Source organism: Roseibium sp. (genome assembly GCF_050301095.1).
Taxonomy (GTDB): Bacteria; Pseudomonadota; Alphaproteobacteria; order Rhizobiales; family Stappiaceae; genus Roseibium.
This window is the reverse complement of the sequence record NZ_JBNKYW010000077.1, coordinates 1-22,134: the sequence shown is the minus strand read 5'-3', so window position 1 is coordinate 22,134 and position 22,134 is coordinate 1. Positions and strand designations below refer to the sequence as shown.

20 protein-coding genes are annotated in these 22,134 nt (G+C 58.5%); 12 read left to right on the top strand and 8 right to left on the bottom strand.

Translation table 11 applies throughout. The features are described 5' to 3' along the window. Positions 1–1,029: a betaine--homocysteine S-methyltransferase gene (gene bmt / locus ACQY7U_RS07125; protein WP_428643147.1), complete on the top strand. Its 1,029-nt coding sequence runs from the start codon at positions 1–3 to the stop codon at positions 1,027–1,029. Between the two features lie 88 nt (positions 1,030–1,117). Here the strand turns inward: bmt and ACQY7U_RS07120 are convergent, their stop codons facing one another. Further along, positions 1,118–1,618, bottom strand: a complete 501-nt coding sequence (locus ACQY7U_RS07120; protein ID WP_428643146.1) for a hypothetical protein — start codon at positions 1,616–1,618, stop codon at positions 1,118–1,120. 232 nt (positions 1,619–1,850) lie between these two features. Between ACQY7U_RS07120 and ACQY7U_RS07115 the strand changes: the two genes are divergently transcribed. Continuing rightward, the gene (locus ACQY7U_RS07115; RefSeq protein ID WP_428643145.1) at positions 1,851–3,179 is read left to right on the top strand and encodes a ferredoxin reductase family protein; all 1,329 of its coding nucleotides are present in this window, start codon (positions 1,851–1,853) and stop codon (positions 3,177–3,179) included. Between the two features lie 87 nt (positions 3,180–3,266). After that, a complete protein-coding gene (locus ACQY7U_RS07110) occupies positions 3,267–3,692 on the top strand; it encodes a PaaI family thioesterase (protein WP_428643143.1) in 426 nt (141 codons plus the stop codon). Here the strand turns inward: ACQY7U_RS07110 and ACQY7U_RS07105 are convergent. Then, entirely contained in the window at positions 3,689–4,921 is a 1,233-nt protein-coding gene (locus ACQY7U_RS07105; RefSeq protein WP_428643142.1) for a GGDEF domain-containing protein, read from the bottom strand. The two genes, ACQY7U_RS07110 and ACQY7U_RS07105, sit on opposite strands and share 4 nt — an antisense overlap. A 320-nt stretch (positions 4,922–5,241) precedes the next feature. Here ACQY7U_RS07105 and rplM point away from each other — a divergent pair, with 320 nt between their 5' ends. The 3 genes from rplM (at position 5,242) to ACQY7U_RS07090 (ending at position 7,746) form a co-directional block, all read left to right on the top strand. Further along, positions 5,242–5,709, top strand: a complete 468-nt coding sequence (gene rplM / locus ACQY7U_RS07100; protein WP_428643141.1) for a 50S ribosomal protein L13 — start codon at positions 5,242–5,244, stop codon at positions 5,707–5,709. Between the two features lie 2 nt (positions 5,710–5,711). Beyond that, positions 5,712–6,188, top strand: a complete 477-nt coding sequence (rpsI, locus tag ACQY7U_RS07095; protein WP_428643140.1) for a 30S ribosomal protein S9 — start codon at positions 5,712–5,714, stop codon at positions 6,186–6,188. Between the two features lie 148 nt (positions 6,189–6,336). Then, the gene (locus tag ACQY7U_RS07090) at positions 6,337–7,746 is read left to right on the top strand and encodes an MATE family efflux transporter (RefSeq protein ID WP_428643139.1); all 1,410 of its coding nucleotides are present in this window, start codon (positions 6,337–6,339) and stop codon (positions 7,744–7,746) included. A gap of 5 nt (positions 7,747–7,751) precedes the next feature. On the opposite strand, the gene ACQY7U_RS07085 is transcribed toward ACQY7U_RS07090, so the two are convergent. Continuing rightward, positions 7,752–8,189, bottom strand: coding sequence for a helix-turn-helix domain-containing protein (locus tag ACQY7U_RS07085; protein WP_428643137.1), 438 nt, complete (start codon positions 8,187–8,189; stop codon positions 7,752–7,754). 68 nt (positions 8,190–8,257) lie between these two features. Between ACQY7U_RS07085 and ACQY7U_RS07080 the strand changes: the two genes are divergently transcribed. Then, entirely contained in the window at positions 8,258–9,481 is a 1,224-nt protein-coding gene (locus ACQY7U_RS07080; RefSeq protein WP_428643136.1) for an MFS transporter, read from the top strand. Between the two features lie 36 nt (positions 9,482–9,517). Here the strand turns inward: ACQY7U_RS07080 and guaD are convergent, their stop codons facing one another. The 3 genes from guaD to ACQY7U_RS07065 all read right to left on the bottom strand — a co-directional run bounded on the left by guaD (position 9,518) and on the right by ACQY7U_RS07065 (position 12,147). After that, entirely contained in the window at positions 9,518–10,822 is a 1,305-nt protein-coding gene (gene guaD, locus ACQY7U_RS07075) for a guanine deaminase (protein WP_428643135.1), read from the bottom strand. 113 nt (positions 10,823–10,935) lie between these two features. After that, on the bottom strand, positions 10,936–11,100 hold the full coding sequence (locus ACQY7U_RS07070; protein WP_428643134.1) for a hypothetical protein: 165 nt from the start codon (positions 11,098–11,100) through the stop codon (positions 10,936–10,938). A gap of 114 nt (positions 11,101–11,214) precedes the next feature. Then, positions 11,215–12,147, bottom strand: a complete 933-nt coding sequence (locus tag ACQY7U_RS07065) for a cation diffusion facilitator family transporter (RefSeq protein ID WP_428643133.1) — start codon at positions 12,145–12,147, stop codon at positions 11,215–11,217. Between the two features lie 266 nt (positions 12,148–12,413). Here ACQY7U_RS07065 and speB point away from each other — a divergent pair, with 266 nt between their 5' ends. Next, a complete protein-coding gene (gene speB / locus ACQY7U_RS07060; RefSeq protein ID WP_428643132.1) occupies positions 12,414–13,376 on the top strand; it encodes an agmatinase in 963 nt (320 codons plus the stop codon). Between the two features lie 63 nt (positions 13,377–13,439). Here speB and ACQY7U_RS07055 read toward each other — a convergent pair whose 3' ends face one another. After that, positions 13,440–14,057 carry a DUF6653 family protein gene (locus ACQY7U_RS07055; RefSeq protein ID WP_428643131.1) on the bottom strand — a complete coding sequence of 206 codons (618 nt, stop codon included), beginning with the start codon at positions 14,055–14,057 and terminating at the stop codon, positions 13,440–13,442. 312 nt (positions 14,058–14,369) lie between these two features. Between ACQY7U_RS07055 and ACQY7U_RS07050 the strand changes: the two genes are divergently transcribed. Next, on the top strand, positions 14,370–16,688 hold the full coding sequence (locus ACQY7U_RS07050; RefSeq protein ID WP_428643129.1) for a bifunctional diguanylate cyclase/phosphodiesterase: 2,319 nt from the start codon (positions 14,370–14,372) through the stop codon (positions 16,686–16,688). 67 nt (positions 16,689–16,755) lie between these two features. Here the strand turns inward: ACQY7U_RS07050 and ACQY7U_RS07045 are convergent, their stop codons facing one another. Next, the gene (locus ACQY7U_RS07045; RefSeq protein WP_428643127.1) at positions 16,756–18,561 is read right to left on the bottom strand and encodes a PHA/PHB synthase family protein; all 1,806 of its coding nucleotides are present in this window, start codon (positions 18,559–18,561) and stop codon (positions 16,756–16,758) included. A 313-nt stretch (positions 18,562–18,874) separates the two neighbouring features. On the opposite strand from ACQY7U_RS07045, the gene ACQY7U_RS07040 reads away from it, so the two are divergent. The 3 genes from ACQY7U_RS07040 to ACQY7U_RS07030 all read left to right on the top strand — a co-directional run bounded on the left by ACQY7U_RS07040 (position 18,875) and on the right by ACQY7U_RS07030 (position 21,868). Further along, complete coding sequence (locus tag ACQY7U_RS07040) at positions 18,875–19,117, top strand: hypothetical protein (protein ID WP_428643126.1); 243 nt, start codon at positions 18,875–18,877, stop codon at positions 19,115–19,117. Positions 19,118–19,241: 124 nt separating this feature from the next. Further along, entirely contained in the window at positions 19,242–20,474 is a 1,233-nt protein-coding gene (locus tag ACQY7U_RS07035; RefSeq protein WP_428643125.1) for a GGDEF domain-containing protein, read from the top strand. Positions 20,475–20,635: 161 nt separating this feature from the next. Next, positions 20,636–21,868: a diguanylate cyclase gene (locus tag ACQY7U_RS07030; RefSeq protein WP_428643124.1), complete on the top strand. Its 1,233-nt coding sequence runs from the start codon at positions 20,636–20,638 to the stop codon at positions 21,866–21,868. The last annotated feature ends 266 nt before the right edge of the window (positions 21,869–22,134 follow it).

The following is a 22,134-nucleotide window of genomic DNA, read 5'->3' as shown; positions in this document are numbered from 1 at the left end:
ATGTCCAAGCTGGAAGACCTTCTGGCCCGCAAGGGGGCACTCCTCGCCGATGGTGCGACGGGAACCAATCTGTTTGAAATGGGTCTTGTCTCCGGTGATGCCCCGGAGCTGTGGAACACGGATGAACCGGAAAAAATCAAGGCCCTGCACAAGTCCTTTGTCGATGCGGGTTCGGACATCATCCTGACCAACACATTCGGCTGCAACCGGCACAGGCTGAAGCTGCACAAGGCTGAAGACCGGGTGAAGGAGCTGAACATCGCGGCCGTCAGGCTTGCGCGGGAAGTCGCTGAAGCGTCCGGACGGGACGTTCTGATCGGCGGGTCCGTCGGCCCGACCGGCGAGCTCTTCCAGCCACTTGGAGCGCTCAGCTATGAAGACGCTGTTGCAGCCTTCCGGGAGCAGATGGAAGGACTTGTTGAAGGCGGCGCGGACATTCTCTGGGTGGAAACCATGTCTGCGGTCGAGGAAATGAAAGCGGCCGCGGAAGCAGCGAAGGACTTTGATCTGCCGCTGGTCATCACCGCCAGTTTCGACACCGCCGGAAAGACCATGATGGGCCTGGCTCCGAAAGGCCTGGGCGATCTGCAGGGCCAGTTTGCCTGCACGCCCGTTGCGATCGGCTCCAACTGTGGCGTCGGCGCCTCCGATCTTCTGGCCGCGATCATGGACATCACCGAGGCCTATCCGGATGCAATTGTGGTCGCCAAGGCCAATTGCGGCATACCGCAGATCAGGGGTGACGAGGTGGTCTACACCGGTACACCGGATCTGATGGCCAAATATGCGCATATGGCTCTGAATGCCGGCGCCCGGATCATAGGCGGCTGCTGCGGAACGTCCCCGGTTCACCTGGCTGCCATGCGCAGCGCGCTCGATGCGCATCAGTCCGGCAAGCGGCCGACGCTTGAGGAAGTGATTTCCGAAATCGGCCCGCTGGTGTCGCCGCCCAACAAGCAGGCTGATGCGGCGCGGGCCGATGCCGATGGGGCGGGGGGCGGGCGCCGCCGCGGGCGTCGGCGCTCATAAGCCTGAATAAGCCAAGTCTTGATAAAACCGGGCCTTCGAAAGGTCCGGTTTTTTTGTTTCTGTCAGGCGGCCCTGACGGTCCGTGTCTTCAGCAACTTCCCGGTACTGCCTTGTCGAACGGCTTGTCAGTTTCCTTCAACGACCCCGAGACGATGCCCATTGGCTGGTAGGGAGGGTCTGTCTGCATGCCGGGGTTGGCCATGTGGATCTTGTAGCAACCGGCAAAGACCTTCGTTGATCCGTCCGTCTGCATTGCCGCGATGGCGACCGGAAGCGCCCAGTAGATCTGGCCTGCACCGGGATCGGGCGCCGTCGGACCGAACCTGACGGTTACGGACCTGGTTGTCTCATAGCCTTGCGCCCACGTGTTGAAATCGGCTGGAGCCGAACTTTCTTGGAAGTAGCCGTAGGCCTGCGCATAGGAGCCGTTGCTGATGGCGGAATAATAGCTCTCGATCAGTTTCTGCGGCGTCGACCTGTCGTCCATGTAGTTCCAGCCATCCGCAAGGGCGGGTGAAAGCGCCAGCATTGCAGTTGCGCAGAGGGCGCAAGCCGCACGCAGCCATTTATTGACCTTGTCCACGATCATGAGAACACTCCCGTTAAGTCCGCGGCGCCTTCCGGACACCAGAGCGGATTGAAGATCTCGCAAGGCGACAAGAGTGCGCCCGCAAGCGTGACCGTGCCATGAAATTTCGATGAAATGACCGAAGGCCTGTTGATCCGGACCCCGAACATGTTACTTCACCGCGGCATTTGGGCGACCCTGCGGTGACCGGGGGGGAATTTGACGGGGAAAAGGTGTTTTGCGGATATTCGGATTGGTCCTGATTGCCGTCGCCTGTTTGGTGCCGGTCTACTGGTATGTGCCAATGGTCGCGATACGCGAACCAGTTGCCCTTTTCAGCCAGTTCCTCGCCTCTCTGGCTCTGATCATCATGGGGATCAACCAGTTCCTCGCCACGCGTGCACCGGGGCTGGAAACGATTTTCGGGCCCCTGGACCGGATCTACGTGTTGCATAAGTGGATCGCGATCACCGCCATGGTCCTGCTGGGCCTGCATGACATAATCGATGCCGACATGGATGGATTGCGCGGTGGCGTTTTGTCGGATGTTGCCGAGGATATCGGCGAGATCAGTCTCTACGGACTGCTGATCCTGACTTTCGCTTCGGTCGTTACCTTCATTCCCTATCATCTTTGGAAATGGAGCCATCGGCTGATCGGCATCTTCTTTGTCCTGGGGGCTTTCCACTTCTTCTTTATCGAAAAACCCTTTGACAGCCTGGATCCGCTCGGCCTCTACGTTTCCGGCTTCTGCCTGCTTGGAATGGTCAGCTATCTCTGGATGGTGCTCTTGCGGCCGATGGCACCGCGCGGGCACGGTTATCGCGTGTCTTCCGTGAAACACCTGGATGATATGACGGAAATCGAACTGCGCCCCAGGGGACGGGGCATGCGGCACAAGGCGGGGCAATTCGCCTTCTTGACCCTCAAAGAGGCAGGACTTTCGGAGGAACATCCCTTCACCTTGAGCGCTGCTCCACGTGACGACAGGGTTTTGCGGTTCTCGATCAAGGATCTCGGCGACTACACCCGGCGTCTGAGGCGCGAAGTGAGTGTGGGCATGGAAGCCGCCGTTTCCGGTCCCTTCGGCCATTTCAAGCTTCCCTCCGGCCGCGATCCGCAAATCTGGATCGGCGCCGGTGTCGGTGTTACGCCATTTCTTGCTTTTGCCGAAAGCCTGAAGACGCCAGTCTCCGGTCCTGTGAAACTTTATTATTGTGTGCGCAATCAGGGCGAAGTTCCTTACGTGGCCGAGTTGGAAACAATTGCCAAAGACGTCGGGAACCTGGAACTGATCGTGGTCAATTCCGGAGAAGGAATGCGTTTGACCCCCGAACGCATCTCGGCCGATCTCGGCAGCGAACTTGCGCGGGCCCACGTCTTCTTCTGTGGACCGTCCGCCATGCGGAAGTCTTTGCAAGGCGGACTGATCCTGAAGGGTCTCAAGGCCTCTCGGTTCCACTTCGAGCAGTTCGAAATGCGCACCGGGATCGGGCTGGGCGCATTGGCCGCCTGGCTCTGGGACCGGGGCCTTCATGCCCATGAGAAAAAGCGCGCCCGGAAAATGCAGCCGGCCGAATAATCCCAAGCAATCGCACTTGCATTTGCCCTGTTTTGACGTTTACGTAAAAGCGAGACGGGTGCGATATCGATACTTGGGAGTGCATGCATGCAGCCGATAATGACTGCTGAAAAGATCATGGCAATGCTGGACCGGGAGTTTCCGCAAATCCACGCGGGTGGCCGTGTCTATTCCATCGATCGTGTTTCGGCGGGAGAGGCGGTCGTGCGGCTGTCGGCCAGTGACGTGCATTTGCGCCCGGGCGGGACAGTTTCTGGTCCTTCCATGATGTCACTGGCGGATCTGGCGGCCTATGTGGTTATCCTCGCGCATATCGGGCCGGTTGCCCTGGCCGTGACCACCAGCTTCAACATCAACTTTCTGCGCAAACCCGAGCCCGGGGATCTGCTCGGCACCTGCCGCCTTCTGAAACTGGGCAAACGTCTTGCCGTGGTCGAATGCGGAATTGCCGGGGAGGGGGACGAAGACCTCGTGGCGCATGCCACGGCAACCTATTCGGTGCCTCCGCGCTAATCTCCCGATTTGGCCGGATCTATGCGGTCTTGCGATCGGCGTTCTGCTTGAAAAAGGCCTTCCAGGTCTTTCGAATATTCCATGACCTGGCCGCGGCCACGATGCTTGGCGGCGTAGACGGCCAGGTCTGCCCGGTGCATGGCACACTTCTGCGTGTCACCCGCGCGCGCCAGATAGGCGCCGACACTCAGGCTCGGCGTATAGCTCTTGCCTTCATATTCACAAGGGGTCTTCGCACCTTCCGTGACCCGGCCGCAGAGCTTGCGGAACTCCTGTTTATCGATGTCGCGGCACAGGACGACGAATTCATCGCCGCCGAACCGGCCGACAATGTCGCTTGATCCACGGGTGCTGGATTTCAAAATGTCTGCAACATGCTTGAGTAACCGGTCGCCGCAGGCGTGGCCGTACTGATCGTTCACCTGTTTGAAGTAATCGACATCGACAAACAGGATGCCCAGACTTGCAGGGGGACCCGGCGATGCGAAGGTTGTTTCCAGAATATCGGAGATCGAATTCCTGTTCAGGATACCCGTTAGCTGATCGTATCGTGTCAGCTCCAGAAGTCGCTGGTCCCGGCTTCGAAGCTGGCGGGTGCGGCGGACATAGGCAGCCGCCGGGACCGCGAGAATGACGGTCGTCCCGGCAATCAGAAACCAGCTTATCTGCTGGAAGGCGTCCTCCAGGGCCTTTTCCAGCGAGCTGACATCGACATAGATTTCCATCGTGCCGACACGTTCTCCGTTGGGAGAGACTGCCGGAACATAGGTTTCTACGAACGTGTCGGGTATGCCCTCCTGTTCGCTGTTTTCTTGGTGATAGACGAAGAACTTGGGAGTACCGGTGCGATAGACCTCCAAAGCCTTGGGATTTGCAGGCGCTTCAGGTTCCAGTTCGCTTTGATCGGATAAAAAGGTTCGCTGACCCTTGTGGTCGAATAGTTCAAAGCGGAGGATGTCGACCATGGCAAAAGAACCTGCCAGTTGCATCACGTCTGTTCGTCCCGCCGCCGCGTCTGTGAACATCTGTTCGGCATCCGGGACGGTTCGGAAGAAGCGTTCCGACCAGTTCTGCGCCTTGATTTCCGCGTTTCTGAGGAGCGAGGTCTGAACCTCCCATTCTAGCAGGCCATGGAGCGCGAGAGTGAGGGCGGCAACAAGGGCCGCGCTGGCCAGTGTTGCAAGAACAATTGGCTTCCGGAACCAAGGGAAGCTTACGGGCACACGCATGCATTTAACTCGCTTGACGATCCTGTCCCTCGACTGTTTGTACCCCGGTTAAGGCGGCTGAAAACCTGACGCAACGGAGTCGAGTTCGATATTGAACCGGGATCAACCGGCCTGCAAGACGAAAACCTTGTGGTAACTGGATACCGTTTTTATAACGCATTGAAAATAAAAGAATAATTTCGAAGGTGTTTCGAAAAACGAACTTGACGGCAAAATCCTGCGGGCGTATAAGCTCCTCCGAACGAGTTCAAGGTCCGTTCGCAGGCTTTACATGAAGCCGCGCGGGCCTTTTCTTTAACCGACCAAAACGGATCAATCTCATGAAGACCTTCTCTGCCAAGCCGGCTGAGGTCGAGAAAAAGTGGATCTTGATCGACGCAGAAGGCATGGTCGTCGGCCGTCTGGCCGCTTTCATCGCCAACCACCTGCGCGGCAAGCATCTGCCGACCTATACGCCTCACATTGATACCGGCGACAACGTCATCGTCATCAATGCCGACAAGGTGGTATTCACCGGCCGCAAGTACGACAACAAGAAGTACTATTGGCACACCGGCCACCCGGGCGGCATCAAGGAACGCACCGCACGTGCGATTCTGGAAGGCCGTTTCCCGGAGCGCGTCCTGGAAAAAGCCGTGCAGCGCATGATGCCGGGCGGCCCGCTGTCCAACAAGCAGCTGAAGAACCTCAAGGTCTACGCTGGTCCGAACCACCCGCATGAAGCTCAGTCGCCGGAACTCGTCGACGTCAAGGGCCTCAACGCAAAGAACGACGGCAAGAGGGCTTAACAATGGCTGAGCTGCAATCCCTGGAAGAACTGGGCGGCGCGGTCGAAACCGCTGCCCCCGAAGCTCCGGTCCATGTCCAGAAGCTGGACGCTCAGGGCCGTGCATATGCAACCGGAAAGCGTAAGGACGCGATCGCCCGCGTCTGGATCAAGCCGGGCACTGGCAAGATCATCGTCAACAAGAAGGACTTCACCGAGTATTTCGCTCGTCCGGTTCTTCAGATGATCCTTCGTCAGCCGATCATGCTGACGGACCGTGACGGCCAGTACGACGTTGTCGCAACCGTTACCGGTGGTGGCCTCTCCGGTCAGGCTGGTGCCGTGCGTCACGGCCTGTCCAAGGCTCTGACCCACTACGAGCCGGAGCTGCGCGCTGTCCTGAAGAAAAACGGCTTCCTGACCCGCGACAGCCGCGTTGTCGAGCGTAAGAAGTTCGGTAAGCGCAAGGCCCGCCGGTCGTTCCAGTTCTCCAAGCGTTAATCGCCGGATCTGGATATACCAGTACAAGAAACCCGCCGGAGCGATCCGGCGGGTTTTTTCTTGTTCCGAAAAACTGTTAGAGCACTGGTGCTGTTTGATGGCGGCGCTGGCGAAGCCCGAAATCAATTTTTTAAAGAGAACCGCGTTCATGAACCAGCCGATGACCCAGGCGAAATTCCTGCAGGGTAGTCTGTTCCGGCATGTCACGGTCATGTCCTTGACCGCCTCGGTCGGCCTGATGGCGATCTTTGCGGTCGATTTTGTCGACATGATCTTCATCTCCATGCTGGGCAAGGCGGAACTGGCGGCTGCGGTCGGCTATGCCGGGGCGATCCTGTTCTTTACAACGTCGTTCAACATCGGCGTTGCCATCGCCGCCGGGGCGCTGGTTGCACAGGCGCTCGGGGCTGGGGACAGGCAGAAGGCCCGGCAGCAGGCGTCCAACGCGCTAACTGCCGGGGTGGTCTTCGCGTCTCTCTTTGCTCTTGTGGTCTGGCTGGCACTGGATCCGCTCGTCACACTGATCGGCGCCAGCGGGGAAACCCACGATCTTGCGGTTCATTACCTCGCCATCATCGTGCCGACGCTGCCGCTGCTATTGCTCGGTATGGCGGGCGGCGCCATCCTCAGGGCACATGGGGACGCACGGCGTGCCATGATCTCGACCATCGCCGGAGGACTGGTCAACGCGGTGCTCGATCCGATCCTGATTTTCGGCCTCGATCTGGAGTTGACGGGAGCAGCCCTTGCCAGCGCCGTCTCGCGACTTGCGATCGCCGGCTTCGCTCTTGCACCGATCTTCCGATTCCACGGAGGGCTTACGTTGCCGCGGCCGCTAGCTCTTTTCAAGGATCTGCCGCCGATCGTCGCGATCTCCTGTCCGGCGATCCTGACCCAGCTGGCAACGCCGGTCGGACAAGCCTGGGTGACGCGATCCATGGCAGAATTTGGCGAGGAAGCCGTCGCCGGCATGGCCGTGGTGGCACGCCTCACACCCCTCGCGTTTGCAAGCATCTTCGCGCTCTCCGGTGCCATCGGCCCGATTGTCGGCCAGAACTACGGCGCCGGGGCTTACGACCGGGTGCGCGGAACGCTTCGGGAAGGCCTGCTCTTTACCGCGATGGTAGTCGGCCTCGCCGCACTGGCTCTCTTTGTCCTGCGCGTGCCGATAGCGCGCCTTTTCGAGGCGGACGGCGTCGCCCTGACCCTGATCTATCTCTTCTGCGGTCCCCTGGCGCTCGCCTTCTTCTTCAACGGGGCGCTCTTTGTCGCCAATGCCTGTTTCAACAACCTGGGCCGGCCCTTTTATTCGACGCTGCTCAACTGGGGTCGTCATACGCTCGGCACGATACCCTTCGTCTGGGCAGGCGCCGCGTTCTATGGCGCGCCGGGGGTACTGATCGGTCAGGCCGCCGGAGGTGTGGTTTTCGGTGTTCTGGCAATCGTCATGGTACGCAGCGTGATCAGGGACGTTGAGGTCCACCACGAAGCGTCAAAGGGGCCGGGACTGTTCCAGCGCCAGGCTCGTCAGCTTGTTCTGTTTTTTGCACGACGGTAACGGCGTCACACTGCCGGTCCCGGAACAAGCCCGCTGGACTTGCACAGGTCTTTCCGGCGGTTGCTGATCCTCAAGAGCTGTTGAAACTTGCGGCACTCCATGTGAGACGGCGCCGGACACTCCGCCACGTGACGAATCATGTCCCTGAGGGTCGTGAGATGCTCTATCTGACGTTCAAGGTCATCCACCTTGTCATGCAGCTTTTGACGGGAAAGGGCAGGGCGGCCGTCCGGGCCGAACATGGACCGAATTTCATCCAGGGAAAATCCGCCGGTCTTGCCGAGCGTGATCAGGGCAAGCTGATCAAGGACCTCCGGGCCGAACAGGCGCTTCAGGCCCCTGCGCCCGACAGATGTGATCAACCCCTTTTCCTCATAGTGGCGAATGGCCGAGGCAGCGACGCCGGTCTGCTTCGAGACTTCGGAAATATCCATTAATTTCATGTCTTGACCTCAAGTCGACTTGAATTAGTAGGCTGGTCTCCTGAGTTGAAAAACGCAAGGAAAATGTCGTGCCCAATTCAAGTTCCCTTAAAGAGCGTCCGCTCTGGCTGGATGCAGCCGCGATCGCGCTGCTGTTGACCGCAACCTTGAAAATCATGGCCAATGCCACGATCAGCCCGGCGCTACCGGCGCTGGAAGCCAGTTTCCCGGACGATCCGGGCGCGGCCTATCTGACACGGTTTCTGGTGTCGGCGCCGTCCTTGACCGTTGTCCTGGTCGCCCCGCTGGCCGGACTTGCCGCGGACCGCTTCGGCCGCGGGCCGTTGCTGATCGCCGGTGTCCTGCTGTTTGCACTTTCCGGCAGTGCCGGAGCCTGGCTGCCCGATCTGGTCTCCATCCTGGGAAGCCGGCTTTTGCTCGGCGTTGCTGTCGCCATGACCATGACGGCTCAGGTTGCGCTGGTGGGAGATCTGTTTGCCGGCCCCCGCAGAAGCGCCTTCATGGGCTGGCAGACGGCAGTGATCAACATCTTCGGATTTATGTTCATCGGCTTTGCAGGATATCTGGCGGGCCTGTCGCCCCGGTTGCCGTTTCTGGTCTACACCTTGCCGGCCCTGTTGCTGCCGCTGCTGATCGTGGTTGCGCGGCGCGAGGAAGGTCGTGGGCAAGCCGCAAGAAAAGGTGTCGGTGACGATGGTGCGAGCTTGGCGCCGGTAAATTGGCTCAAGCCGGCTGCCTTCGTCGGTCTGCTCACGATGGTCACGGTGATGCTGTTTTTCCTGATGCCGAGCCAGCTTCCCTATTACCTTCATGAAAACGGCTTTGACAGCGCATCGGCAACAGCGGTCGGATTGGGCGCCCTGACCCTGACCGGCGGTGTGGTGGCCCTTACCTTCAAACGGGTGAGCGACCGAATAGGCCTTGCAGCAACCTTTGCTCTTGGATTTCTGCTCATGGGGTCCGGATTTGCAGCCCTTGGCACGGAAGCGGCCTGGCCGTTCGTGATCGGCGGGGCTGCACTGGTCGGTGCCGGATATTCCTTCGTTCAGCCGAGCTTTCTGCTGCTTGCCCTTCAGGTGGCGCCGGCCGAGCGTCGGGGCAGTGTTTCAGGCATTGTGACCACCGCGATGTTTCTGGGGCAGGTGATATCACCGCTCCTGTTGACGCCGTTCATTCAGACGTTCGGTTTCGCTCCCGTCTATTTTGGTACGGCAGTTTGCCTGGCCGGTTTTGCCGGTACGGCCGTTGCTGCGGGCGTCTTGTCACCGTTGCGGGAAAAGTTGGCAGGGTAAGGACCCGGTTGATTTCAAAATGCGGGGTCCGGATTCTTATTCGGGCCTGCGTGCCTCTCCGGCCACATAAGTCTCTACAACCGCCCGGTCGTCCCCGAGCGTTTGCAGGACAAAGAGTTCTTCGGAAAGCGTTTCGACCGTTTCCATGCGCAGGGCCATCGGCCGGGTTGCCCTTGCGTTCAGAACGACAAGATCGGCATCCGTTCCGGGTTCGAGTGTGCCGATCCTGTCGGCCAGCGACAGGGCCTTGGCGTTTCCCATGGTGATCCAGTAGAAGCAGGTGAGCGGATGCAGGCGTTGGCGCTGCAACTGCAGGACCTTGTAGCCCTCGTCCAGCGTGCGCAACATGGAATAGTTGGTGCCTCCGCCGACATCCGTCGCAATCGCGGTTTTGACTCCCGCATCCTCCAGCCGTTTCCTGTCAAAAAGGCCGCTGCCGAGGAAAAGGTTCGACGTCGGACAGAAGACCGCAACGGAGCCCGTGTCCCGCATGACGCCCAACTCTCGTTCATTCATGTGAATGCAATGACCGAGCAGGGTTTTGGCGCCGAGAAGGCCGAAGCTTTCATAAACACCGAGATAGTCGCCCGCCTCCGGATAGAGTTCGAGCGTGAAGGCGATCTCGTTGTGATTTTCGTTGATGTGCGTCTGCAGATGACAGGCGGGATGTTCTTTCAAGAGTGAGCCGGCGGCTTCAAGCTGCTTGGGGGTGGAGGTGATGGCGAAACGCGGGGTGATCACGTAATGTGCCCGGCCTCGGCCGTGCCACTTCTGCAGAAGCGCCTTGCTGTCGTCATAGGCGCTTTGCGCGGTGTCGCACAGGTCCGCTGGGGCGTTGCGATCCATCATCGTCTTGCCGCCGAGCATCAGCATGCCGCGGGATTCGGCCTCCTCGAAATAGGCGTCGACCGAATTGGGATGGCTGGAACAATAGGCGGAGGCCGTTGTCGTGCCGTGCGACAGCAGAGCGTCGTAGAAACCCCTTGCAATACGCCTGCCGTGGGCCTTGTCCGCAAATTTGAGCTCCGCCGGAAACGTGTAGTCGTTGAGCCAGTCGAGAAGCTGGTCCGCCCAAGAGGCGATGACCTGGGCCTGGGGAAAGTGGATGTGGGTGTCGATGAATCCCGGCAGGATCAGGTGAGGGCGGTGGTCGACGACGGTCGCATCCGGCGCTGCCGCCCTAATCTCGGCAAAGGAACCCCGTCTGGAGATCTTTCCTGCTTCGATCAGAAGCGCGCCGTCTTCGTCGTAGCTGTAGGCGCCGGTGTCCTCCGGTCCTTGTGGAGCGTCGTGAAAGGTGAGCAGCCTGCCGCGCAGGATCTTTGTGTTCTGGTCTGCCACGATGTGATGTCCTTGATGGGGGCGGCGACAGGCACCGCAAACTGTTTTCCAGTTTTAGACCCGCCGACGTTCGTGAACAATGGAGGACATTCGGGCAACGGGATGGCCTTCCGTTAGCGCAGCGCGCTGACGATGGCGGCCAGAGTGCCGAGAATGGCGAGGCAAACATAACAAACGATGGCGGTAACCGAATTGCCGGAAGCAGCCGATTCCCGTGGTGCATCCACAGAATGTTCCGGCGCTGTGCGCCCCGTCCGGGTTTCTTGAAGGTCGGCCATCCAACGTCCTCATGAAGAGGCTGTCACGGTAGCTGTCGCTTTTGAACATTCAATTAAGCCTTTGAAGACGGCCAGGCCTCCATCAGGTGCGGTTTGAAAACGGCTATGCCGGGCTCACGCCGAGAAGGAAATTTCGATGGTCACATGACCGATGCCGTGTTTGTCCCTCAGTCGCGTGCGCATTTGTTCCAGAACTGTCTCCGGCTGTTCCCCGGAAGTGATGACCGCATGCATCGTGGCGTTGATCTTGCCTTCGGCGAGCGACCAGAGGTGGATATGATAAAGATCGGCGAGCGCCGGAATTTCGGTAAGAAGATCTGTTTTCACCGCGTCGCGGTCGAGTTCCGCCGGTGCACCTTCCAGAAGGATATGCGCGGACTGGCGCATCACGGAAACCGCCGACCGGACGATCAGCAGGGCGACGAATACCGACAGGATCGGGTCGATCGGATACCAGCCGCTGAAATAGATGACGATGGCTGCAACAATCGCGGCGACGGAGCCGAGCAGGTCTCCGAGCACATGCAGGATGGCGGATCGCATGTTGAGCGAACCGTCGCCGCCCCGCTGCAGGATGAAGAAGGCACCTATGTTCACAAGAAGGCCCAGGACGGCGATGATGAACATTGGGCCGGCAAGAACGGTTTCCGGTTCTGCGAGACGGCCCGCAGCTTCCACGCAGATCCAGACTGTCACCACCAGAAGGAAGATCGCGTTCGCAAAGGCAATCAGCACGGGCAGCCGGTCCCGCCCATATGTCAGGCGGTCGTCGGCCGGCTTTTTTGCCTGTTGAAAGGCCCACCAGGCCAGGCCGAGAGAGGCCGCATCGGTCACCATGTGGACGGCATCGGCCATCAGCGCCAGCGATCCCGCCATCCAGCCACCGATGAGTTCGGCGAACATGAAACCTGCGATCAACAGGCCCGCCCAGGCAACCGCGCGGGCGTTTCTTTCGGTTACTTCCGGAGCATGGTCGTGGCCGTGGCCGGACCCATGATCATGAGAATGCTCACCGTTTGCGTGGTCGTGGGGCTCGGAATGGCTCATTGCTCGGGTCTTCCAGCCGAAGGGGAAGTGTTCGTGAAGTCGGCACCATAGTTTGCTGTTTCGCCTTGTTTTACAAGGGTGTTGCAAAGTCGGAATTGCGTACGGAAAGACCTTGGGAGGCGGTTTGCCTAAGGTGGCCTCCGATCTTTGGAGTTGGCGGAAGTTTCGTGCCGCTGGTAAAACCGGATTGATCAAATTGACCAAGATGATGCTTGGCTCAGGTCATGCGGGACCTGCCAGCTTCGTGTATTTCAAGGAATTTCGTCATGTCCACAGACCTGCCCAGACCGACCGACAACGCTTTCCTGGGGTCTTCCATCAAGGGAGGGTCTCACGAGCCGACCTACGCCGGAACGCTGTCTTTCATGCGCCGGCGCTACAGCCGTGACCTGAGGGACGTCGATCTGGCGGTCTGGGGCATCCCCTTCGATGCTTCGGTGTCCAATCGTCCTGGCGCGCGCTTCGGACCGCAAGGCGTCCGGCGCGCCTCGGCGATCTTCGACGGCGATCCGCAATACCCGTTCCAGATGGACCCGTTCGAAGTGCTTGCCTGCGTGGACTACGGCGACTGCGTCTTCGATTATGGCCATAATCCCGACATCCCGGGGCACATACAGGCCCAGGCGTCGGAGATTCTGGCGAGCGGCACGCATCTCTTTTCCATTGGAGGCGATCACTTCGTCACCTATCCGCTTCTGAAGGCTCATGTGGAGAAACACGGGCCCGTCGGACTTGTGCAGTTCGATGCCCATCAGGACACCTGGCCGGACAAGGGAGACCGGATCGACCATGGAACCTTTACCGGACGCGCGGTGCGGGAAGGGCTGATCGATCCGCAACGCTCCATCCAGATCGGCATCAGGACGCATGCGCCCGAAACCTGCGGACTGGATATCATATACGGTTATGAATTCGACGATCTCGGTATCAGGGGAGTTATCGACCGGATCAGGAAACGTGTCGGTGAAGGACCGGCCTATATGACGTTTGACATCGACTGCCTGGATCCGGCTTTCGCACCGGGGACGGGGACGCCTGTGGCCGGTGGACCGTCCTCGAGGGAAGCGCTATCCATCCTGCGTGGACTGGGGGATCTGAATTTCGTCGGCGGAGATGTGGTCGAAGTGGCCCCTGCCTATGACCATGCCGATATCACATCGATAGCAGGGGCAAGTGTCGCGCTGACCTACATCGGGCTTCTGGCGGAAAAGCGCATGAAAGCGGGTTGAAATCGGCCAGCCGACGGCAAGGGGGGAAGACGGGGGCTGGGCGCCTGGAGGCTTCCTGCGGTGTCAGGCTCCGGGCGCTCCCGCGGTGCCTGCCTTTTTCCCTGTCCGTTTGTTGTCATTGACCGGCGCTGCTGTCCAGAACCTGTACAGGGGATCCCGGTTGCGCATGACACGGTAAAGGTCTGCCAACTTCTGGAAACAGACCAACTGGGCGGTGTAGGCAACCAGCAATCCGGTGAGCGACAAGACCAGATTGCCCATCAGTCCGCCGATGAGGGCCGTCAGCACACCCGTCCAGAAGACGAGATAAAGCGCGGTGAGACGGGAATTGAGTTCGACGGGAATGGGCACCAGCAGCCGGTTCAGCCAGATGCGTTCACCGAATCCCGCTTCCCTTGCCCAGGTGCCGGGCAGGGCAACACCATCCAAGACCCTGCGCGCGGAAAAAAGAGCCAGGATCGCAAGAAGTGTCAGGGCTACGGCGCCCGGCAGTCCGATGCCGATTTGCGACCAAAGCAGGGCGGTCATCAATCCGGGCGCGATGACCTTCATGTAGATCGTCGCCGGCGAAGTCGGTTTTCCGGTGCCAAGCCTTTGATGCAGAGCCCGGAATCTGGCGCTGGCAGCTCCCGAAAGGGCCGGTTGGGTCGCTGGAGAAATATGTCTTTGAATGGTTTGCATGACTGCGACCGATCATAGCCGCGTTCGAGGGAGATTGGCAATTGCCATCAACTGCGATCGGGGGAATACGTATACTGGTAAAACCGACAATAAAAATCCCGGCATTGCTATAGTATTGATTGTCTATTCTGTGAGTCATTGCAGTCGTCGCGTGGGGGCTAACACGTGAAAACCCGATCGATTTGCCGACATATGACCGAGCGGATTGACTTGTGACGGCAATGTAATGCATGCATTGTTTTTTGGGGGCGGAAGTGACGAGTACGGGTTTCTGTCCACGCCGAATTTGCCACCAAATTGGACATTGAAATCGTGACTGGCTGGAGCCCCGAACTGGAAGACCTGATCAAGCCGATGGACGGGTCGTCTCTCGTTTCTTCATTAGCCAGGATCAACGGCCTTGACGAACTCACCCGTGGTGATGCGCTTTTGCTGACCGGCGACTGGCTTCAGACACTGGTTGATCAGGTCACCGACTACATTTTCATCAAGGACCGGAAGTCCAGGTTCGTCATGGCGAACCGGCAGATTGCACTCGACCTGGGTTTCAGTGAGTTTTCGGAATTTGTCGGCAAGACGGACCTGGAACTGCATCCCCGGGAGATCGGCAACGGCTTCATGGAAACCGAATCCTCCATCATGGAAGGCAGGACACCGCAAGTCGATTTCGAAGAATTCCTGATCCTGCCGAACGGCAAACGGAAGTGGTTTTCCTCCTCCAAATATCCGGTGCTGAACGACCTCGGTGACGTGGTTGGCATTGTCGGTATCTGCCGGGACATCACCGAACGGAAAAAGTCCGAGCAGCTGCAGCAGGGCCAGAACAAGATCTTGCAGGCCATTGCGAGCGGCTTGCCGCTCAAGGAAGTTCTGGAGACCCTTGTGCTGACGATCGAGAGCCAGCTGGACGGGGTGACCGGGTCCGTGATGCTGGTGGATGACACGGGTACCCAACTTCTCGCGGGTGTCGCGCCCAACCTTCCTCCGGACTATGTGGACCAAACGCATGGCCTGCCGATTGGCCCCCGGATGGGCTCCTGTGGCACCGCGGTGCACAGCCGGCAGAGCGTTTTTGTCTCCGACATTCTCAACGACGACCTGTGGGCGGACTTCAAGGAAATTGTCTCGCAGTTCGACATGCGCTCCTGCTGGTCGGTTCCCTTTTTCAGCAAGGATTCCAGGGTTCTTGGGACCTTTGGCCTTTATACAAACGAAGTCAGGATTCCCACGGACCATGAACGGAAACTGGCTGTCGAAGCCGCGCGTCTGGCTTCCATCGCCGTCGAACGCGACCAGGCGGAAAGCCAGATCCGGTATTTGGCGCACCACGACGTATTGACCGGCCTGCCAAACCGGCAGGAGTTCAAGCGCAAGCTGGCCGAAAAGGTCGAGGCCGGCCGGAAGTCGGGCGAAACGGTCGCGGTCGTCTTTGTCGATGTCGATAATTTCAAGATCGTCAATGACAGCTTCGGGCACGCCGTCGGCGATCAGGTTCTGTCCATCATCGCCGAACGCATTATGTCGGTGCACGGCGAGACTCATGAAACGATCCGCTTTGGCGGCGATGAATTCGTCCTGATTGTCGAAGACGCCCATGCTACGCGGGATGAACTCAACAGCTTCATGGCCAGGCTGCGCGATGAAATTACCCGTACCATTCACATTGGCGACCTGTCGTTCCATGTGACCTGCAGCATCGGGGCCGCCTGTTTTCCGCAGGACGCGGAGGACGCCGCCGAACTTCTGAAGAATGCCGACAAGGCGATGTTCGAGGCAAAGTCCGCCGGCCGGGACGGCTATATGCTCTATGAACAGACACGGCCGGAAAATTCCGTCAACAAGCTCACGCTTCTGGAGGAAATGCGCACCGGGATCGAGAATGGTGAGTTTTTCCTGGAATATCAGCCGCAATACAATCTCGTCAGCGGACGTATTGTCGGCGTGGAGTCCCTCGTGCGCTGGCAGCACCCGGCCCTTGGCCGCCTGCTTCCGACAGAATTCATCGCGTTGGCCGAACAGAGCGGTCTGATCGTGTCCTTGGGCCGCTGGGTCATTCACGAGGCCTGCCGCCAGAACAAGGCCTGGCAGGAGGCCGGGTTGTCACCGGTCACGATGGGCGTGAATGTGTCCGTGCGCCAGTTTCGGGATGCTGCACTGATATCGGACGTGCGAGCCGCACTGGCCGCCAGCGGTTTGGCGCCGGAGTTTCTGGAACTCGAGGTGACAGAAAGTCTTCTGATTCAGAATGCCAATCAGGCGGTTGGGCTCATGGAGGAGTTCCGGCGTCTGGGCGTCAAACTTGCCATCGACGATTTCGGCACCGGCTATTCAAGTCTTGCGGCGCTGAAGAGCTTTCCGCTGACCCGCCTCAAGATCGACCGCAGTTTCATTCGGGATCTCGATTTCGACGAAAGCGACCGCTGCATCACAAGAGCGATCATCTCACTCGGCCGGGAACTGGGACTGAATGTGGTGGCGGAAGGTGTCGAGACGGCAAAGCAGCAGGCGTTTTTGGCCAGCTGCCGATGCGAAACCGTTCAGGGCTATCACTTCGGCCGGCCGATGAGCGCGAAGAAACTCGGCAGACTGCTCGGCATGACGCTGACGCCGCTGGATGAGCATTTGGGGTAAAAGCAACCGCCGGATTGGGCTCCCATCCGGCACTGTTCATTTCAGCCACGCATTTTGGCTCTGGCTTTTACACCTTCATCATCACATAAGACCCCGGAGCATCCTCAAGAACCTTCATCCTGTTGGCGCCCGGTTTGCGTGCCTTCACCGTCTTGTCGTCATGCGAACGGATCCACTGGTCCCAATAGGGCCACCAGGAGCCGGGGTGCTCTTCCGCGTTGTTAAGCCAGTTCTCCAGCGTTCCCTTGGGCGCGCCGCCGGTCCAGTACTGGTATTTGTTCTTGGCGGGCGGATTGACGACGCCGGCGATATGGCCCGATCCGGCGAGCACATAATCGACCGGTCCGCCAAAGCAGCCCGAGCCCAGGAACACCGATTTCGGAGGGGCAATGTGGTCTTCGCGGGTTGCGAGGTTGAAGATCGGGACCGTCACCTTGGAGAGATCCAGCTTCTCGCCGGCAATTTCCATCTCGCCCTTGGAAAGCTTGTTTTCCAGATAGCAGTTGCGCAGATAGAAGGAATGGTTGGCCGCAGGCATGCGGGTGGAATCGGAATTCCAGTAGAGCAGATCGAACGGGAAGGGGTCCTGGCCCTTCAGGTAATTGTTGACCACATAGGACCAGATCAGGTCGTTGGAGCGCAGCATGTTGAAGGCGGAGGCCATTTTGGAGCCATCCAGGTACCCCTGTTCGGCCATGCGCTTTTCCAGAATAGAAATCTGCTCCTCGTCGACAAACACCTTCAGGTCGCCCGCGAAGGTGAAGTCCACCTGTGTGGTGAAGAAGGTCGCGGTTTTTATCCGCTCGTCGCCGACCTTGGCCATATAGGCCAGCGTGACGGCCAGCAGCGTGCCGCCGACACAATAGCCGATGGCATTGACTTCTTCCTGACGCGTGGCGCGCTTGATCACGTCGAGGGTGTTGAGAATGCCCTCATTCATATAGTGCTCGAAGCTTTTCTGGGCCTGGCGCTCGTCCGGATTGACCCAGGAGATCACGAATACCGTATGCCCCTGGTCCACCGCCCACTTGATGAACGATTTTTCCGCGTTGAGGTCGAGAATATAGAACTTGTTGATCCAGGGCGGCACGATCAGCAGCGGGCGTTTCAGCACCTCGTCCGTCGATGACGAATACTGGATCACCTGGCAGACGTCGTTCTGGGCGATCACCTTGCCGGGCGTGTTGCCGAGATTTTCGCCGAGCTTGAACTTGGAAGGATCTGTCTGCCGGATCTTGAGCTCGCCCTTGCCGGTCTTCAGATCCTCGGCCAGATGCTGCATGCCCTTGACCAGGTTCTCGCCATTGCTCTCCATGGTCAGGCGCAACAGCTCCGGATTGGTCAGGACGAAGTTGGAGGGCGAGACCGCATTGGCGATCTGGGTGACATAGAACTCGGCCTTGTGCCGCGTATGCTCGTCCAGCCCTTGCGCTTCGTGGACCATGTCTTCGGCCCACTTGCTGGTGATGAGATAAAGCTGCTTGATGAAGTCGAAGAACTGGTTCTTCTCCCAGTCCGGATCGGCGAAACGCCGGTCGCGCGGCTGCGGTTCAACCGCAGGGGCTGCCGGTTCACCCATCATGCGCTTCAGGGATGAATTCCAGAGATCGATATAACCGGTCCAGAGCCGAGATTGGGCTTCCACGGCGCGCTGGGGATCCGAAACCCAATATTCGCCGACCTGAGCAAGTGTCTTGATGACGCCGGTCAGTTCCTCGGTCGAATCGTGTTTGACCTTGCCCTGTTCACGCGGCTCGATATAGGCGGCCAGAGCCTTGCCTGCCTGTTCCAGTGTTTTTGCCAGATTCTGGGCAAATGCTTCCGGGTTGTTGATGATGTATTGCAACAGGGGATGCTGGCGTTCGTCAGCCATAGACAGGCGTTCCCTCCGGTTTTCTTGCCCCATTCGGCCCTCTTAGAAGCCTTCGAGTCATGGCGATCGGACTCATGAAGTTATTCGATCAGGTGTCTTTTCTTATGAGTTCGTATCTTGGTCGATGCAGTTCGGTTATCTCGTTCAATTTTCGCTGGTATTTCAGTCTATCAGACATTTATGACACAACGTTCTGGCTCCGTCGATTGGTTTCCAATAGGTTTGGCACCAGCTTTGAAAGCCTTCCGTCTACCGCGCAATCATGACAGCCGGTAAACAGGAGGAATAGAAAATGCCGTTAGGGAAGTAAAGCATGAACAAGTTGGCGGTTCTGGTGGGGATCCTGTTTTTGCCGGCAGCGCTTGCGGCCTGTGCCGTCGGTCCGGGAACACCTCTCGTGGATGCCCTGAGGACACAGCCGGGCCACGGGAGTGGCAACGTACCGCCGCCGAAGGGTTACGCGAGGCCGGCCTATGCCGGGGAGTCCACCGGCTTGATAAATCCTGAGGAGCGGCAACAGACCGCAGAGCATCTCAAGTCACTCGCAAACGAGTAATATCTCGGATTTTTATTTTCGTTTTCGGAAAGATTCATCGTGGGATCCCGAGGTTGAGCCTCGCCTAAATCATTCGTTTACACGTCAAAGTCCAAAATCCCGCCTGAATAGTTCCGGTATTTTTATGACACTTGATACTCCAACCCTTTTTACCTGCGTGATGATCGCAGAGTTTGCAGGAAGCGCGATTCTGCTGCTGTTTCTGCTGTTGTGGCGGGCGCGCAGCAGGGCGTGCGCGCTCAGCCTCGGCTTGTGTTCTGTCGGCATGTTTCTCGCCGGCAGCGGAACGTTTCTGATTGCGCTCAGGGGAACGGTCCCGGAGAGCATCAGCATTCTTGCCGCCAACGCCCTGCTGATTTTCGGGACCGGTTTGAGGCGCTGCGGAATTGCAGCTTTTCTGGGAAAGCGGCCATTGATCTGGGTTGTCACAGGTGCAGCGACGCTCTGGCTCGCTCTATGCTTCTATCCGCCGTTTTTCGAAAGCTTCCTTGCGCGGGTCAACTACGTTCAGGCCTGCCTGATCCTCAGTTGCCTGTCCATCGTGGCCATGACTGTCCGCTTCAACCGGGAGAAACTCCATTCAATCCGTTTTCTCGGCGTCACGACCCTGATCGAATGCGCAGCTTATGTCTGGTACACGGTCAACCAGAACCTTCTCCGGCTTCCGGACTTTCTGACGGCCTTCTCCGAAGATTTCATGTCGATTTTCCTGGTCACGGTTCTGTTCGCCATGATCATGACAATCGTGCTTCAGGTGAGCATGGTCGTTGAGCGCTCCCTGCAGGGTTTCAGGGACCAGGCCTTGCAGGATGCCTTGACGAATCTGCCCAACCGTCGAGCATTTTACGATGCCGCCGAGGCCTGGATTTCAGGCCGTCAGGAATCTGGCGGGCGCTATTGCCTGATCGTGTTTGACATAGACCGTTTCAAGTCGGTCAACGACCGTTACAGTCAGGCCATGGGCGATGCCATTCTGCAGCTGTTCAGCCGTGTTCTGAAAGACAGCCTTTCCGCTGAAGCTGTCTGCGGACGTGTCGGCGGTGAGGAATTCGCGGTGTTCCTGCCGGATTGCGACAAGGAATTCGCGCTGCTCACGACCCAGCGGCTCTGCCGGCGCTTCAGCGTCGGGTGCCAGCAGGCGACAGACGGAAAGCTTGTCGTGACGGCGAGCGCCGGCATCGCAACGGCGGAGTGCAGTATTGGTCTTGCTCGCGCCATGGAAGCCGCTGTCAATGGTCTGGGCAAGGCAAAGCGCCAGGGGAAGGCACAAATAGTGTCCATGGACCTTTTGACCAACGGTCTGCTTATAAAATCGACGGCCGCAGCCTTTTCCAGATTGAAGCGCAAGGCCGCCTGATTAGAGGTGGCTGTACTGAGAATACCTTGGCTCACGCCCGAACTGCGGTTCCGGTATCCGGCGGGCATCGAGCTTGCTGTGCAACCGGAAGTCACAATTTTCGAAAAATGAAAGCAATCCTTTACAGGTGATCATTAACCTACTCGTTTGAGGTTTGCTTGATGACTTTTGACACACCAACACTTTTTGCGTCCGCGATGATTGTTGCCTTTGCCGGCAGTGCAATTCTTCCTGTTTTTCTGCTGTTGTGGCAGACGCGGGACCGCGCCAGCGTTCAGGGATTGCTGTTGACTTCAGCCGGATTCTTTCTCGCAGGCAGCGGCGCCATCTTGCTTGGGGCGAGGGGAACGATATCCGACAGCTTGAGTCTCGTCGCGGCCAATGCACTGCTCATTTCCGGAACGGGCTTGCGGCGTTGCGGTCTGGCGGCGTTTCTGGGCCGGCGACCGCTGATCTGGCTGATGGCGCTGATGCCGGCGGTTTGGGTTGCACTGATCAACTATCCGCCGTTCGCTGAGCAATTTCTGCTGCGCGTGTATTTCGTTCAGACTTGCCTTGTCCTGAGCTGTTTTTCGATTTTCTGGATGTCGGTATTTGCCAATAGAGAAAAACTGCACACGGTCCGGCTGCTCGGTTTTGTGTCCTTGATTGAAATTGCCGGATACTTCTGGTTTGTGATTAACCAGCATATGCATCACCTGCCGGACTACCTGGCTTCCTACTCGTCGGACTTTTTTGTAATCAGCCTCTTCAGCGCCTTGCTTTCGATGGCTCTGACCGTCGTTTTGAACGTTTGTATGGTCGTCGAACGCCATATGCACGGCTTCAGGGAACTTTCACGCATGGACGAGCTGACGAACCTGCCGAACCGGCGCGCCTTCATCGATGATGCCGAAGCCGCGCTTGCAGGTCCAAAAGCCTTTGAGCACAAGTACAGTCTGATTGTCTTCGACATGGACGCATTAAAGTCGGTGAATGAGCGTTATAGCCATGCCATGGGAGACGCTCTCTTGCAGCTGTTCAGCCGCATATTAAGGGACAATCTCTCAGGCGAGGCAATCTGCGGACGGATCGGAGGAGAAAAGTTTGCCGTTTTCCTGTCGGACTGCGACAGGGAATTCGCACTGCTCACTGCCCAGAGGATCTGCCGGCGATTCAAAGTCGACTGCCGAGAGGCAACGGGAGGCAGATTGGCCGCAACAGTGAGCGTCGGGATGGTAACCGCCAATTGCGATACGGTGTTTGCACGTGCAATGGAAGCTGCGGTCAACGGCCTTTGCAAAGCCAAACGCCAGGGAAAGGCCCAGATTGTGACGATGGATCTGTGTTCCGATGGCCTCCTGAAGAGATCGACTGCCGCCGCTTTTTCCTCCTTGCGACGCAAGGCGGCCTGACCTTCGGAAAACCGTCCCGCAAACAAAAGACTTGCAGCAGCCTTCAACGTTTCATCCTGGAGACGGAGGCCGTGTGGCCTTCGCACCGGCAATCGACGGTGCGGGCGCCGCATTGCTTCTGGAAAGCCGTTCTAACTTTCGCTCAAAAATTAGATAGCTAGTCGCGTAAAGACGGGTGCGCATTTTTTCCGGGACTGCTAAAAGAGCCCCGCCGCGCCCGCGCCTACCACGGTTGCAGGGCGCGATCGGTACTGTCAATTCGCAAG